17 protein-coding genes are annotated in these 14,472 nt (G+C 74.0%); 13 read left to right on the top strand and 4 right to left on the bottom strand.

Annotated elements, in window-relative coordinates; all coding sequences use genetic code 11:
• Positions 1–42 precede the first annotated feature (42 nt).
• From ACOJTC_RS26090 to ACOJTC_RS26080, 3 genes are all read left to right on the top strand, one after another.
• Positions 43–282 (top strand): DUF397 domain-containing protein, encoded by a 240-nt coding sequence (locus ACOJTC_RS26090; protein WP_204924601.1) that lies wholly within the window; start codon positions 43–45, stop codon positions 280–282.
• Between the two features lie 148 nt (positions 283–430).
• On the top strand, positions 431–1,312 hold the full coding sequence (locus ACOJTC_RS26085) for a helix-turn-helix domain-containing protein (RefSeq protein ID WP_420118881.1): 882 nt from the start codon (positions 431–433) through the stop codon (positions 1,310–1,312).
• 97 nt (positions 1,313–1,409) lie between these two features.
• The gene (locus ACOJTC_RS26080; RefSeq protein ID WP_420118873.1) at positions 1,410–2,264 is read left to right on the top strand and encodes an SAM-dependent methyltransferase; all 855 of its coding nucleotides are present in this window, start codon (positions 1,410–1,412) and stop codon (positions 2,262–2,264) included.
• Between the two features lie 43 nt (positions 2,265–2,307).
• Here ACOJTC_RS26080 and ACOJTC_RS26075 read toward each other — a convergent pair whose 3' ends face one another.
• Positions 2,308–3,126: an MOSC domain-containing protein gene (locus tag ACOJTC_RS26075; protein ID WP_420118872.1), complete on the bottom strand. Its 819-nt coding sequence runs from the start codon at positions 3,124–3,126 to the stop codon at positions 2,308–2,310.
• Positions 3,127–3,196: 70 nt separating this feature from the next.
• On the opposite strand from ACOJTC_RS26075, the gene ACOJTC_RS26070 reads away from it, so the two are divergent.
• From ACOJTC_RS26070 to ACOJTC_RS26060, 3 genes are all read left to right on the top strand, one after another.
• A complete protein-coding gene (locus ACOJTC_RS26070; RefSeq protein WP_420118871.1) occupies positions 3,197–4,003 on the top strand; it encodes a DedA family protein in 807 nt (268 codons plus the stop codon).
• A 100-nt stretch (positions 4,004–4,103) separates the two neighbouring features.
• Positions 4,104–5,018 carry a hypothetical protein gene (locus ACOJTC_RS26065; RefSeq protein ID WP_420118870.1) on the top strand — a complete coding sequence of 305 codons (915 nt, stop codon included), beginning with the start codon at positions 4,104–4,106 and terminating at the stop codon, positions 5,016–5,018.
• 49 nt (positions 5,019–5,067) lie between these two features.
• Positions 5,068–6,039: a pirin family protein gene (locus ACOJTC_RS26060; RefSeq protein WP_420118869.1), complete on the top strand. Its 972-nt coding sequence runs from the start codon at positions 5,068–5,070 to the stop codon at positions 6,037–6,039.
• Positions 6,040–6,224: 185 nt separating this feature from the next.
• Here ACOJTC_RS26060 and ACOJTC_RS26055 read toward each other — a convergent pair whose 3' ends face one another.
• A complete protein-coding gene (locus ACOJTC_RS26055; RefSeq protein WP_204924596.1) occupies positions 6,225–6,497 on the bottom strand; it encodes a DUF2795 domain-containing protein in 273 nt (90 codons plus the stop codon).
• A 160-nt stretch (positions 6,498–6,657) separates the two neighbouring features.
• Here ACOJTC_RS26055 and ACOJTC_RS26050 point away from each other — a divergent pair, with 160 nt between their 5' ends.
• From ACOJTC_RS26050 to ACOJTC_RS26030, 5 genes are all read left to right on the top strand, one after another.
• On the top strand, positions 6,658–7,071 hold the full coding sequence (locus ACOJTC_RS26050; RefSeq protein WP_363654450.1) for a DUF2267 domain-containing protein: 414 nt from the start codon (positions 6,658–6,660) through the stop codon (positions 7,069–7,071).
• 252 nt (positions 7,072–7,323) lie between these two features.
• Positions 7,324–8,343: a TerC/Alx family metal homeostasis membrane protein gene (locus ACOJTC_RS26045; RefSeq protein WP_204924594.1), complete on the top strand. Its 1,020-nt coding sequence runs from the start codon at positions 7,324–7,326 to the stop codon at positions 8,341–8,343.
• Positions 8,344–8,445: 102 nt separating this feature from the next.
• Complete coding sequence (locus ACOJTC_RS26040; protein WP_420118868.1) at positions 8,446–9,045, top strand: sulfite oxidase-like oxidoreductase; 600 nt, start codon at positions 8,446–8,448, stop codon at positions 9,043–9,045.
• 1 nt (position 9,046) lies between these two features.
• Entirely contained in the window at positions 9,047–9,802 is a 756-nt protein-coding gene (locus tag ACOJTC_RS26035; RefSeq protein ID WP_420118867.1) for a ferredoxin reductase, read from the top strand.
• Positions 9,803–9,818: 16 nt separating this feature from the next.
• Complete coding sequence (locus tag ACOJTC_RS26030) at positions 9,819–10,109, top strand: DUF6510 family protein (RefSeq protein ID WP_420118866.1); 291 nt, start codon at positions 9,819–9,821, stop codon at positions 10,107–10,109.
• On the opposite strand, the gene ACOJTC_RS26025 is transcribed toward ACOJTC_RS26030, so the two are convergent.
• A complete protein-coding gene (locus ACOJTC_RS26025; RefSeq protein WP_420118865.1) occupies positions 10,110–11,141 on the bottom strand; it encodes a LacI family DNA-binding transcriptional regulator in 1,032 nt (343 codons plus the stop codon).
• Between the two features lie 203 nt (positions 11,142–11,344).
• Entirely contained in the window at positions 11,345–12,430 is a 1,086-nt protein-coding gene (locus ACOJTC_RS26020; RefSeq protein ID WP_420118864.1) for a hypothetical protein, read from the bottom strand.
• Between the two features lie 207 nt (positions 12,431–12,637).
• Between ACOJTC_RS26020 and ACOJTC_RS26015 the strand changes: the two genes are divergently transcribed.
• Together ACOJTC_RS26015 and ACOJTC_RS26010 are read left to right on the top strand one after the other, a co-directional pair.
• The gene (locus ACOJTC_RS26015; protein WP_420118863.1) at positions 12,638–13,939 is read left to right on the top strand and encodes an NAD(P)/FAD-dependent oxidoreductase; all 1,302 of its coding nucleotides are present in this window, start codon (positions 12,638–12,640) and stop codon (positions 13,937–13,939) included.
• Between the two features lie 164 nt (positions 13,940–14,103).
• Positions 14,104–14,472 (top strand): hypothetical protein (locus ACOJTC_RS26010; RefSeq protein ID WP_420118862.1); only part of this gene is annotated, 369 nt, incomplete at its 3' end.

The following is a 14,472-nucleotide window of genomic DNA, read 5'->3' as shown; positions in this document are numbered from 1 at the left end:
CCTCTCGCGACAGTGGTTCCGCACCCCGACAGAAAGACATCCATGCAGCAGCCTGAGAACGGCGTCCCTGTCACCCAGTTGCCTCCGCTGAGGTGGGAGAAGAGCCGCCGCAGCAACCCCAGCGGCAACTGTGTCGAGTTGGCCGAACTGCCCGGCGGGGCCGGCATCGCCGTGCGCAACTCGCGTCATCCCGAGGGGCCCGCCCTGATCTACACGGTGGACGAGATAACGGCCTTCGTCCTCGGTGCCCGCGACGGTGACTTCGACCATCTGATCGGCTGACGCCGGCCGGTCCCGCCCACGGGACCGTATCCGTCCGGAGGATGTTCACCTCACCGTCGGTTCATGGCATGCTTACTCGTCGGTCGGGCGGGGGCCAGGGACCGCGATCGGATACAGGGGCATGCGCGGAGGGGCGGGGCACGTGACGATGGTTGCCGCCGAGGGGGGACCGGCCACCGGCCCCACGGTGTTGCGGATGCTGCTCGGCGCGCAGTTGCGCCGGCTGCGGGAGGCCAAGGGTGTCACGCGGGAGGGCGCAGGCTGGGAGATCCGCTCCTCGGAGTCGAAGATCAGTCGGATGGAACTGGGCCGGGTCGGCTTCAAGGAACGCGACGTCGCCGACCTGCTCACCCTCTACGGGGTGACCGACGTGCAGGAACGCGACGCGCTGCTCAAGCTGGCCCGCGACGCCAACAGCCCCGGCTGGTGGCACCGCTACGGCGACGTCCTGCCCGGCTGGTTCCAGTCCTACCTGGGCCTGGAGGCCGCTGCCGCGCTGATCCGCAGCTACGAGGTGCAGTTCGTGCCCGGCCTGCTCCAGACCCCGGAGTACGCCCGGTCGGTGGTCCTGCTCGGACACCGGGGCGCCGCCGTCGAGGAGGTCGACCGGCGGGTGGAGCTGCGCATCCAGCGCCAGCAGGTGCTGGACCGGGCCGACCCGCCGCAGCTGTGGGCGGTGATCGACGAGGCCGCCCTGCGCCGGCCGATCGGCGGCCCGCAGGTGATGCACGGGCAGTTGACCGCGCTGATCGAGGCGACCCGCTCGTCGCACGTCCGGCTGCAGATCATCCCGTTCGACGCCGGTGGCCACGCCGCCGCCGGCGGGGCCTTCACCATCCTGCGCTTCGGCGACGACGACCTGCCCGACATCGTCTACATCGAGCAGTTGACCAGCGCCCTCTACCTCGACAAGCGGGAGGACCTGGACTACTACGCCGCCGCGATGGAGCGGCTCTGCGTCGAGGCCACCCCGCCGGAGCAGACCCCCGAGGTGCTCACCCGACTGCGTGACGAGCTGTACCCGCAGTGACGGCCGCACCGGGTCGCCGGCCCCACCAGGGCGGCCACTACGATGATCGACCGGAGACAGTGGACGGACGCCATCGACGACCGGATGGCGCGGAGTCATGGAGGACCCTGTGACCGCCGATGCCCCGACGGGCGCCGCCCCGCACCCCAGTGACCGGATCGACACCTCGGTCGCCCACCCGGCCCGCCGCTACAACTACTGGCTGGGTGGCAAGGACAACTTCCAGGCCGACCGGGACTCCGGCGACGCGATGGCGGCGGCCTTCCCGACCGTGCGTACCGCCGCCCTGGAGAACCGCCGATTCCTGCGACGCGCGGTCGCCTACCTGGCCGGCGAGGCCGGTGTACGGCAGTTCCTGGACATCGGCACCGGCATCCCCACGGCCGACAACACCCACGACGTGGCCCAGGCGATCACCCCGCAGGCCCGGGTGGTCTACGTCGACAACGACCCGATCGTGCTGGCCCACGCCCGGGCGCTGCTGACCAGCTCGGCCGAAGGCGCCACCGCCTACATCGACGCCGACCTGCGGGAACCCGAGAAGATCCTGCACCACCCCGAACTACGCCGCACCCTCGACCTGGACCAGCCGGTCGCCCTGATGCTGGTGGCCATCCTGCACTTCGTGACGGAGACCGAGGAGCCGTACGGGGTGGTCGGCCGGTTGCTCGCGGCGCTGCCGCCGGGCAGCTACCTGGCCGCGTCACACGCCACCTACGACTACCTGCCACCCGCCGTGGCCGAGGAGGCACGGGCGGGCAACCGTAACGGCACCCCACCCGGGATGATCAACCTGCGCAGCCGGGACGAGTTCGCCCGCTTCTTCGACGGCCTCGACCTCGTCGCCCCCGGCATCGCCTCGGTGGCGCAGTGGCGGGCCGAGGCCGAACCGCAGCCCCGACCCACCGTCGACGAGGTCAGCGTGTACGGCGCGGTCGGCCGCCTGCCCTGAGGCGGAGCCCGGCCGTCCGTGCGCGGCCGGGCACCCCGTGCGGTCAGGCCGGCTCCACCCGGTCCCCGACGGCCACCCGGCCGCCCCGCACCACCACCGCGTACGCCCCGACACAGGGCTGCGGCCCCAGGCCCGGCAGCGGGACCACCCGGTTGCGTTCCGCCGGCCGGCGCAGCGCCTGCGGGGCACGGGGGAGCGGGCCGTGGGCCAGGGTGGGCACCGCGCAACGGGGGGTCGGCGCGAGCACCCGCAGCACCACCTCCGCGCCGATCCGCAGTTCCCGACCCACCCAGTCGTTCTCCACGAAACCCCGGGCGTCGGTCGCGACCACCAGGTTGGGCCGGTAGCGCGGCACCGCCTCCCGGGGCAGGTCGAGCGCGTCCAGGCTGGCCGTGGTGAGCAGGTGCACCGGCGCGAAGTCGACCAGGCTGCCCGGCGGGGCGACGCCACCGAGCGGGTTGCCGGTCACCGGCACGTCCGCGTCGGCCCCCTCGGCCAGCACCGCGTCCGGGTCGGCCCGGTCCAGCAGGGCGTCGGCGGGCACCGCGTCGGTCAGCGTGACGTCCCGGCCGAGCAGCCGGGACAGTGCGGCGTCCAGGCCGGCGTCGGGATGGTCGAGGACGGTGCCGTCGGGGAGGGCGAGGCGTACCCGGTCGGGGGCGTCGCCGGTGGCGCGGACGCCGAGCAGGGCCGCCCACCGTCGGGGCCGCTTCGCGCTGCCCACCCGGCCGGTGTCGTGGTCGAGCACGGCGAGCCGGCGGTCCCCGGCCACGCCCCGACCGTCCACCGTGGCGTCGGACAGCGCTTCCCCCAGCATCGACTTGACCGGATACCGCCACAGTTCGGTCAGTCGTCCGGGCACCGACCCAGCGTACCGGCGGATGTCGCCGCCGCGCGTGGTCGATTCGTCGTCCGGCTCGTAACTTTGTCGGATGATCCCACGCTCCCTGGCGCTCAGCCCCCGCACGGTCGTCTCCGCCGAGCCCCCCTCGGACGGGCCGGTGGGGTTCGTCACCGGTCTGGTGGAGCGGCTCGGCGGGCCCGGCGCGGGGCTGGCGGTGGCGCTGGAGAACCTCTTCCCGCCGATCCCCAGCGAGGTGATCCTGCCGCTGGCCGGCTTCGCCGCCGCCCAGGGGCGGATCAGCCTGGTCTCGGCGATCCTCTGGACGACCCTCGGGTCCGTGGTCGGCGCGTGGGTGCTCTACGGCATCGGCGCGGCGCTGGGACGCGACCGGATGCGGGCCATCGCGGCCCGCCTGCCGCTGGTGAAGCTGAGCGACGTGGACCGCACCGAGGCGTGGTTCCTCAAGCACGGCGTCAAGGCGGTGTTCTTCGGCCGGATGATCCCCATCTTCCGCAGCCTGATCTCCATCCCGGCGGGGGTGGAGCGGATGCCGATCATGACGTTCCTGCTCTACACCACGCTGGGCAGCCTGATCTGGAACACCACCTTCGTGATGGCGGGGTTCCTGCTCGGCGACAACTGGCACGTCGTCGAGGAGTACGTCGGGTCGTTCCAGAAGGTCGTCATCGTGGTCTGCGTCGCCGCCGCCGGCTGGTTCGTGGTGAGCCGGGTCCGCCGGGCGCGTGCCGCCCGCGCCGCCGCCCCGACCACCGACGCCTGGTCCGCCGACGCCGCACCCCGGAATGACGTCGCGGGGCAGCCGGACGTCGCCGACGGCGCGCCCTACCGGGGGACCGTCTACCGGGGCGGACTCTGGGGACGCGACACCGACTGACGGCGCCCCGGGCCCGGCGCGCGGTCCCGGTCCGACCGGAATGATCCGTTGCGGTGGCCGGGCCGTACTGCTGTGCGGGGACCGGGACAGGGGAGGCGCGATGGTGGAGCCGGGGCAGGAGCACCGTCCGACGACGGAGGAACGGCGACCGGTCTTCGAGCCGGTGATCGAGGTGACCGGGGAACCGGTCGAGGCGACGGGGGAACCGGAGTACCGCTCCCCCTGGCCCCGCGGCGCGCGGCTGCTGGCGGCCGCCGCGGTGCTGGTGGTCGCGCTCGGTGCGATCGCGGTGGTGGTGACCATGGCGAACCCCGAGCGGCTGGGGATCGTCTCCTCCGGTGACCGCGCCGCGCCCCCGGCGCCGGCGACCGCCGATCCCGGCGGCGCGGGTGCCGCCGAGGCCGCCGAGCGGACCCTGACCGCGCCGGTCGACGGGCTGCGCCGGGCCACCTTCGAGCTGCTGGACGGGGTGACCTCGTTCCGGCTGCGCACCGCCGACCTCGGCGCCGACCTGTACCGGATCAGCAGCCCGGCCGACGCCGGACTCACCCCCCGGCCCGAGGTCGCAGGCGACCGGGTGCAGTTGCGGGTGACCCGCCGGGACCGGCCCGGCCGGGGCGTCGTCGACGTGACGCTCAACGAGCGGCTGACCTGGCGGCTGCGGCTGGTCGGCGGGGTCAGCGACCACGTTCTCGACCTCACCGGCGCGCGGCTGTCCGGGGTGGAGCTGATCGGCGGCGCGGCCCGGATCGACCTGCGGCTGCCGCCGACCACCGGCACCCGCACCGTCCGGATGACCGGTGGGGTCAACCAGTTCGTCGTCCACGCGCCCGACGGCCCCCCGGTCCGGGTCCGCGCCGCTTCCGGCGCGGGCAGCGTCGTCTGGTACGGCGACCGGCGCGACGGGTTGGCCCGGGGCGCGACGGTGGGCTCGCCGAACTGGGACCGGTCACCCGACCGGCTCTACCTCGACCTGGTCGCCGGGGCGAACACGGTCACCGTCGTCGAGGACTGAACCGTCCGGGGCCGGACCGGTGGCGGGCCGGCCGGCATAGAGTCGGGTGGTGGACCGTACCGAATCGTTGCCGGCGCAGACCCGACCACCCGGCGTCGCCGCCGAGGACCCGGGCAGTGTGCTGCTGCCCGGCCACGACGTGCCGCTGGGCCGGTACACCACCGTGCGCCGGCTGCTGCCGCAGCGGGCCCGCCGGATGGTCGGGGCGTGGTGCTTCGTCGACCACTTCGGCCCGGACGACGTGGCGCAGCGTCCCGGCATGGAGGTGCCCCCGCACCCGCACACCGGCCTGCAGACGGTGACCTGGCTGCTCGACGGCGAGATCGTGCACCGGGACAGCCTCGGCAACGTCCAGCCGATCCGCCCCGGCCAGCTCAACGTGATGACCTCCGGGCACGGCATCGCCCACTCCGAGCGGTCCCCGGCCACCCGTCCGCCGCTGATGCACGGGGTGCAGCTGTGGGTGGCGCTGCCCGACCCGGCGCGCGCCGGTGCCGCCGGCTTCGCCCACCACGCCGACCTGCCCCGCTGGCGCTCCGGCGACTGGGAGCACACCCTGCTCGTCGGCGAGCTGGCGGGCGAGGCGTCCCCGGCGGTGGTGCACACCCCGCTGCTCGGCGTGCAACTGGCGGCGCACGGCCCGGCCCCGGCGACGCCGCGACTGCGACCCCGCTTCGAGTACGCGCTGCTGGCGATGTCCGGTCGGGCCCGGGTGGACGGTGTGTCGTTGGAGCCCGGCGCGCTGCTCTACCTCGGCACCGGGCGGGACGGGGTGGAGTTGACCGCCGAGCCGGGTAGCCGGCTGATGCTGTTCGGCGGCGAGCCGTTCGACGAGCCCCTGGTCATGTGGTGGAACTTCGTCGGCCGCTCGCACGAGGAGGTGGCCACCGCCCGGGCGGACTGGATGGCCGGCCGGCGGTTCGGGCGGGTCACCGACGACGCGGCCCCGCCGCTGCCCGCCCCGCAACTGCCGACCGTCCGGTTGAAGGCCCGGGACCGGCGGGGTGACCTGCACGGTTGACCCGGCCCGTGGTGTGCTCGCCCACAGTATTTCCAAAATCAGCCGTACGGGTGATGGCGTGGCCTACGATGATCGTGGCAGCGATGCCCACCCGGTTCGGGTGGCCGCCCGGCGGTTCGCCGGTGAACAGGCACGCGTGCGCCCCAGGTCGCGGTTCGCGACCCGGGGCGCCCGCCTGTCCGGGGTCAGATGCTCCGCAGGTGCTGTGCGACCCGCTGGTGCTGTTTCTCCCTCGCCTGCTGCGCCCGCCGGGTGGGGTCGACCTCGGGGGCGGGGTCGATCCGGGCCGAGCGGGCCACCTCCGCGTCGTTGGCGTAGTCCACGGGCGGCAGCGCCCGCAACGCCCGCAGCACGTCCGGCGGTGCGCCCTCCCGTTCGGCCTGACGCACCACGGCGTCCTTCGCCGCCGGGTAGTCCAGGCTGGACAGGTACCGCAGGACTTCGGTCCGACTGGCCATCGGTGGGCCTCCTCGCCGCCTCGATCCGGTCACGATCGGCGGCGGTTACCCGTCCGGCGGCCGGTCACGCGCAGCCGGCGCGGAAAAGCGGGGCGGGCGGCGTCGTTTCCGGGGCGTCCCGGCGGGTAACCGGGCCGCCTCATGTCGAAGGGAGCCCCGCATGAACTACGACACCTTCGTCGACCAGGTGGCCCGGCGGGTCCGTACCGACCCGGAGCGGGCGGTGGTGCTGGTCCACGCGACGCTGTCGACCCTCGCCGAACGGTTGACCGGGGGTGAGGTGCTCGACCTGGCGACGCAGCTGCCCGCGCCGTTGCGGCTGGCGCTGCGTCCCGGCCCCGGCTCGGAGGCGGCCGAGCAGTTCGGCGCGGCCGAGTTCGTCGCCCGGGTGGCGCGGCGGGCCGAGCTGGACGAGCCGGCCGCCCGGGACGTGGTGCGGGTGGTCTTCGGCACCGTCCACGAGGCGGTCAGCGGCGGCGAGTTCGACGGTCTGGTGACCCGGCTGCCCCGCGACTACCGCGACCTGGTGGAGCCCGCGCTCGCCCCCGGCATGGCCACCGGGCGCCGGGCCTGACCCAACCGGCCGGGCATGGGGGCGGCGGGTCGGGGCACCCAGCCGTTGACCAGGGCAACCACGCCCGGAACGGGAGTCCGCCCTGACTTGGCGAGTCGTCCGGACCTGGCCTAACCTGGTCCGCACGAGGGGAGTACTTCCCACGAACCATTCCGGTCAGTACGGCGCGCCCCGGGTGCGCCTCGGGTGGTTGCCCACGGCGAACGTGGGTGAAGGAGACCTCGAACATGGCACGGTGTTCGAGGAGGCTCCATGACCGATCTGTCGTACTTTGCTGCCGGTGGGTTGTCGTCGGTCGGCACCCCCACCCTGTGGGCGGTGACCATCGTCGGCGTGCTCGCCCTGCTGGTCCTCGACTTCCTGGTCACCCGACGCCCGCACGAGGTGTCGATCCGGGAGGCGCTGGGCTGGTCGGCGTTCTACATCGCGCTGCCGTTGGCCTTCGGCGGCTGGGTCTGGTACCGCTTCGGCTCCCAGCAGGGCGTCGAGTACCTGACCGGCTACCTGGTCGAGAAGTCGCTGTCGGTCGACAACCTCTTCGTGTTCATGCTGCTGCTGGCCGCCTTCGCGGTACCGGCCGTGCTCGCCCAGCGGGTGCTGCTCTACGGCATCGCCGGCGCGCTGGTGCTCCGCGCGGTCTTCATCGCCCTCGGCGCGGCGGCGTTGCAGACCCTCGACTTCGCGTTCCTGATCTTCGCCATCATCCTCATCGCCACCGCCGTCAAGCTGCTGCGCGACGCCCTCTCCGGGCACGAGCAGGAGGTGGACATCAACAAGATGCGGTCGGTGCGGCTGCTGCGCCGGTTCATGCCGGTGGTCGAGGAGTACCACGGCACCCGGATGACGATCCGGCAGCACGGCCGGCGGGCGCTCACCCCGTTCGCCCTGGTGGTGGTCGCGGTGCTCGCCACCGACATCGTCTTCGCGGTCGACTCGGTGCCCGCCGTCTACGGCATCACCGAGGACCCCTACCTCGTCTTCGCCACCAACGCCTTCGCCCTGCTCGGGCTGCGGGCGCTCTACTTCGTGCTGCACGCCGCGCTCAGCCGCCTGGTGCACCTCAGCTACGGTCTGGCGATCATCCTGGCCTTCATCGGCGTCAAGCTCGGCCTGCACTGGGCGCACGGCATCTGGCCGGGCGTGCCGGAGATCCCCACGCTCGCCTCGCTCGGGGTCATCATCGGCGTCCTGGTCGTGGTCACCCTCACCAGCCTGCGGGCCACCCGCGACCGGGAGCCCGGTGACGCCGAGGTGGTCGTCGACAAGCACTGACCGTACGCGACCGGCGGCGTCGGGCGACGGGGCCGCCGCCGGTCGCGGCCCGGTCCGCCGGAACCCTCCCGCCCACGCCCCCTGCGGTGGTAGGACTGACGGGTGGGAATCGTGTCACCGGGCTTCCAGGGCCGCCGTCGGACGAGCGACCCGGCCCTGCCGCCGGGGCAGTACCTGACCGAGGACTTCCCGGTGCTGTCCGCCGGGCCGACCCCCCGGGTCCCGCTGGACCGGTGGGAGTTCGTCCTCAGCACCGAGACCGGCGACGAGGTCCGCTGGTCCTGGGCAGAGCTGATGGAACTGACCCAGGAGACCCCCACGGTGGACATCCACTGCGTCACCCGGTGGTCGATGTTCGGCACCAGCTGGCAGGGTGTCTCGCTGGACGTGCTGCTCGACGGCGTGGACACCGCCGCCGACTACGCCCAGGCCCACTCGTACGGCGGCTACACCACCAACCTGCCGCTGGACGACCTGCGCGACGGGCAGGCCTGGGTGGTGCACGGCTACGACGGCGAACCGTTGCCCGCCGAACACGGCGGCCCGGCCCGGCTGCTGGTGCCGCACCTCTACTTCTGGAAGTCCGCCAAGTGGGTACGCGGCCTGCGGCTGACCGTCGAGGACGAACCCGGTTTCTGGGAGACCGCCGGCTACCACGACTACGGCGACCCGTGGCGCGAGCAGCGCTACCAGGGCGACTGAGGTGACCGCGGCGGGTGGCCGGCCGGCGACGCCGCTGGGCTGGCGGGTGGCCCGGCTGGCGCAGCGCCGGGTCGAGACGCCCACCGCGCAGACCCTCGTGCTGTCCGTGCCCGACTGGCCGGGACACCTGCCGGGGCAGCACGTCGACGTCCGGCTCACCGCCCCCGACGGCTACCAGGCGGCCCGCTCGTACTCGCTTGCCGGGCCGGCCGACGGCGACCGGATCGCGCTGACCGTGCAGCGGGTGCCCGACGGCGAGGTGTCGCCGTACCTGACCGACACCTGGGCCGAGGGGGACCCGGTGGAGGTGCGCGGCCCGGTCGGCGGCTGGTTCGTCTGGCGACCCGAGCAGACCGCGCCGGTGCTGCTGGTCGCCGGCGGCTCCGGGGTGGTGCCGCTGATGGCGATGGTGCGGGCCCGCCGGGCGGCCGGCAACCGTGCGCCGTTCCGGCTGATCTACTCGGTCCGCACCCCGGCGGACGTGATCTACGCCGACGAGCTGCGCACCCGCGCCCGCGACGACCTCGGCCTCGACGTCAGCTACGTCTACACCCGCGAGGCCCCCGACGGCTGGCGGGGCGAGCCGCACCGGATCGGGCTGGCCGACGTGAACACCCACGGCTGGCCGGCGGACCTGGAGCCGCTCTGTTACGTCTGCGGCCCGACCGGCTTCGTGGAGACCGTCGCGGACCTGCTGGTGGGGCTGGGCCACCCGACCCGGCGGGTCCGCACCGAACGGTTCGGGCCCACCGGCTGACCGGCGAGGAGTTCCAATGACCGAGATGTCCTACCTGGACGGCAACATGCTCGACGGGCCACTGCGCGAGCTGTTCGCCGTGGACCTGAGCGGGGCGACCGGGCGGTGCGCGTCCTGCGGCATGGTCGGCCCGATGGCCGGCCTGCGCGTCTACGCCCACGCCCCCGGGCTGGTGGGTCGCTGCCCGGCCTGCGCCGAGGTGATGCTGCGGCTGGTCCGGGCCCCCGACCGGGCGTGGCTGGACCTGCGCGGCGCCACCTACCTCCAGGTGCCGATGCCGCCGACCGGGCCGCCGTCCCTGCGCTGATCAGTGCGGTGCGGCGGCGACCGACGCCCGACGCACCAGCGGACACGGCAGGGCGACGTGCCGGGCCACCCGACGGCGGGCGCCCTTCGGCCGGTCGAGCAGCTCCACCATGGTCTCGACCGCCCAGGTGCCCATCCCGTGGTGCGGCAACGCCACACTGGTCAGGGCGGGGAACAGCCCGTCGGCGATGACCTCCTGGTTGGCGCAGCCGACCACCGAGAGCTCCTGCGGGACCCGCAGGCCGAGTTCGGCCGCCGCCCGGTAGACACCCATCGCCATCGCGTCGGTGAAACAGAACAGCGCCGTCGGCCGGTCGGCCGAACCGAGCAGGGCGCGGGCCGCACGGTGCCCACCGGCGGGGTCGCCGACGTCGGCGCGCACCAGTTCCGGCCGGTACGGCACCCCGGCCGCCCACAGCGCCTCCCGGTAGCCGAGCAGCCGACCCCGGGCGGCGGGGACGTCGTCGACGGTGGTGACGAAACCGATCCGCCGGTGCCCGTGGGCGAGCAGCTCCCGTACCGCCGTGGCGGCGCCGCCACGCTCGTCCGGCACCACCGAGGGGAGCGTGGCGTCGGCGCTGCGGGCGTTGAGCAGCACCACCGGCATCGGGCGCAGCTCGTCGGGGACCCGCACCACCCGGTGGTCCATGGTCGCGTAGAGCACGCCGTCGACCCGGTGCCGCGCCAGGGCCCGGATCTCCCGCCGTTCCACCTCGGGGTCACGGCCGGTGGTGAGCAGCAGCACCCATCCGCGCGCCGACGCGGTCTCCTGCGCGCCCAGGACGAGCCGCCCGGCCTGGCCGGTGGCCGCGACGACGTCACCGAGCAACCCCAGGGCGTACGACCGTTGCAGCCGCAGCCCCCGGGCCAGCCCGTTCGCCGCGTAACCGAGCTGACGGGCGACCGTCTCGACCCGCTCCCGGGTCTGGGCGCTGACCCGGGTGCCGGACTTGTTGTTCAACACGTGGGACACGGTGGTCACCGAGACACCCGCGGCGGCGGCGACGTCCCGGATGCTCGCCTTCGGACCCATCGGTTCACCTTCGTGTCGCTCGTGTCTCGGCCGTCGGACGCGACGGTCCGACAACGCTAGCCGACCGCACCCACCGGTGGAGATCACGGAGGGTCCCGCGTACGGGATGGTCGCCCGGCGGTGCCGACGGGTCGCCGGACGGCGGTCCGGACCGTCCACGCGGCACCGCCCGCCGGGCCGACCGGCGGGCGGTGCCGCCCGGCTCAGATCCGGGAGGTGAAGGCGACCAGCACCTGGTTCGGCGCGGGAGTGCCCGTGTTGTCGAAGCAGATCACGTCCACCGGGGCGTCCACCGCGTACGACCACGGCTGGGTCAGGTTGCAGTAGTTCGGCCCGGTGCCCTGCGCGGTGACCTGGGCGTGCGTCTCCTTCTGCCCGAGCTGCTTGAAGGTGACCAGGTAGCGGCCGACCGGCGCGAGCGGCGCGATGGTGTTGACGCCCACCCCGAGCTGGGAGTTGTCGTTGGTGGGGCCGCCCGCCGCGCTGGCCAGGTGACCGAAGAACTTCGGCGGGGCCAGCGACCCGACCACCGACCGTCCCCGGTGGTAGGAGAGGGTGAAGTCGGTGTTCACCGGCGCGCCGGCCTGGTCGAAGCAGAACACGTAGACCAGCACGTCGGTGCCGGAGGCGCCCCAGCGGGCGACGGTGCACCGGCGCGGGCCGGCGTTCGGCTGGACGGCGGTGGCCTGCACGTTGCCGGCCAGCACCCCGGCCAGCCCGACCCCGGGCAGCTTCACCGACCACTGTCCGACGCCGACCGGGGCCAGCGCGGCGGGGGCCCCGGTCGACACGTACGACTGGACCAGGCCGCTGACCCCGCCCTGGACGTAGGCGTGTGCGGTGCCGGCCGGCAGCACCCCGGAGCTGGCGGTCCACAGCACGGTGAACCGGCTGTCGTCGCGGGTGCCGCCGGGGGCGAAGCACTGCACGTCGACGATCTCGTCGGTGCCCGACTGGAACCAGCGCACCACGGTGCAGTAGTGCCCGGCGCGGTCGACCGGGGTCACGTGCGGCACCCCGCGCGCACCGGCGCCGATCTGCGGGAAGCGCACCTGGAACCGGCCCGGGGCGAGCTTGATGCCGGTGGCCCAGGCGGCCGGGAACGCGGCCTTCCAGGTGCCCCACTGCCGGGTGGTGTCCAGCACGGTCCAGCTGGTGACGGTGGGGTTGTCGACGTAGGCGAAACCCCAGCGGTCCGCGGTGGCCGCCGCGGCGGGTGCGGTCGGCGCGAGCCCCACGGCCGCCACCAGGGCGGCCAGTGCGACGGCGACGACACGGCGAAGTCTCATCTGTCCCTCCGATTGGTGGTGGTCGAACAGGAACTCAGCGTGGGCGGAAGGCACGCCGAAAGCAACGGTGTCGGCTACGCGGTGTGACTACAGTCGGGAGCCCGTCACTGATGTATCAAATGGCCCGCGACGCCCTCGTCGGCCGCCCCGGCGGTGCCGGGGCGACCCGACACGTTTGTCGCGCTGACCGCCGGGAAGGGAGCGGACATGACGAAACCTCGTGTGGTGATCGTGGGCGCCGGTTTCGCCGGTTACCACGCGGCGAAGACGTTGCGTCGGCTGGCCGGCGGACGGGCCGAGATCGTGCTGCTGAACTCGACCGACTACTTCCTCTACCTGCCGCTGTTGCCCGAGGTGGCCGCCGGGGTGGTCGAACCCACCCGCATCTCGGTCCCGCTGACCGGCACCCTGCCCGGGGTCCGGGTGGTCGTCGGCGAGGCCGACCGGGTCGACCTGCGCCACCGCTGGGTCGGTTTCACCAACCCGGAGGGGGAGCGGGGCCAGCTCGCCTACGACCGGCTGGTGCTCTGCGTCGGCAGCGTCAACAAGCTGCTGCCCATCCCCGGGGTGACCGAGTACGCCCACGGTTTCCGGGGCCTGCCCGAGGCGGTCTACCTGCACGACCACGTGGTCCGCCAGATCGAGCTGGCCGAACAGGCGCAGGACCCGGCCGAGCAGCAGGCCCGGGCCACCTTCGTCGTGGTGGGCGCGGGCTACACCGGCACCGAGGTCGCCGCGCACGGGCAACTGTTCACCGACGCGCTGCACGCCCAACGCCCCCGGCTGACCGTCCGGCCCCGGTGGATGCTGCTGGACGTCGCCGCCCGGGTGCTGCCGGAGCTGGACGAGCGGATGTCGCGGACCGCCGACCGGGTGCTGCGCCGTCGGGGGGTCGACGTGCGGATGGGCACCTCGGTCGCCGAGGCCACCGCCGACGGGGTGCACCTCACCGACGGCGAGTACGTCCCGACCTGCACGCTGGCCTGGTGCGTCGGGGTACGCCCCGACCCGTTCGTGGCCGAGTTGGGCCTGCGTACCGAGAAGGGCCGGCTGGTGGTCGACGAGTACCTCAACGTCCCCGGCTTCCCCGAGGTGTACGCCTGCGGCGACGCCGCCGCCGTGCCGGACCTGACCCGGCCCGGGCAGCTCTGCACGATGACCGCCCAGCACGCGCAACGGCAGGGCAAGCTCGCGGCGCACAACATCGCCGCCTCCTACGGGCGCGGCAGGCGTCGCCCGTACCAGCACCACGACCTGGGCTGGGTGGTCGACCTGGGAGGAAAGGACGCGGCGGCGAACCCGCTGAAGCTGTCGCTGTCGGGGCTGGCCGCCAAGGCGGTCACCCGGGGCTACCACCTGCTGGCGATGCCCGGCAACCGGGCGCGGGTGAGCGCCGACTGGGTGCTCGACGCCGCGCTGCCCCGCCCGGCGACGCAGCTCGGTCTGGTTCCGGCCCACGCCGTGCCGTTGGAGAGTTCCTCGCCCGAGGTGCCGGTGCACACCCGCTGAGCCGGGGGCACGGGACGCGGGCGGGCGTCGGTGACGCCCTGCGTCCCTGCTTCATTCAGACCTGCCCCGGCTTCACTCCCGTGGGGTGAGGGGTGCTCACCCGCGCGGGACGGACCATCGGGACGACCGGAGGTCTTCCGAGGCACGCGGAAGGGTAGGTCGTCATGAAGAGGATCGTGGAGATCGTCCCGGCCCGTCCCGGCTGGTACTCCCGCTGGCAGGTCGGCCCCGAGGTGACCCGGTGCTACCCGGTGAGCCTCTGGGCCCTGGTGGAGGAGGCCGACGGATCGGGCCGTGAGGTGGTGGGCATGGACTGCGCCGGGCAGTGGCCCGGAGCGGAGGACAACGAGTCGGGCGGGGGGTTCGTCCGGTACCTGTTCCAACTGCCCGATTCCGGTCCTCCGGAGGACGCCGAACCCCCGTCGTCCGCCCCGCCCCCGGCGCCCCGGGCGCGCCGGCCCCCCCCCCCGGCGGCGCCGGGGCTCCGGGGGGCGGCCGGGCGGCGAGCCCCCCCCGGGGCGACAGCCCGGCCC

Origin of the sequence: Micromonospora sp., assembly GCF_048594385.1 — a bacterium.
Classification (GTDB): Bacteria; Actinomycetota; Actinomycetes; order Mycobacteriales; family Micromonosporaceae; genus Micromonospora; species Micromonospora wenchangensis.
Note: the sequence above shows the minus strand (reverse complement) of the source record. Positions and strands in the feature narration are given on the sequence as shown.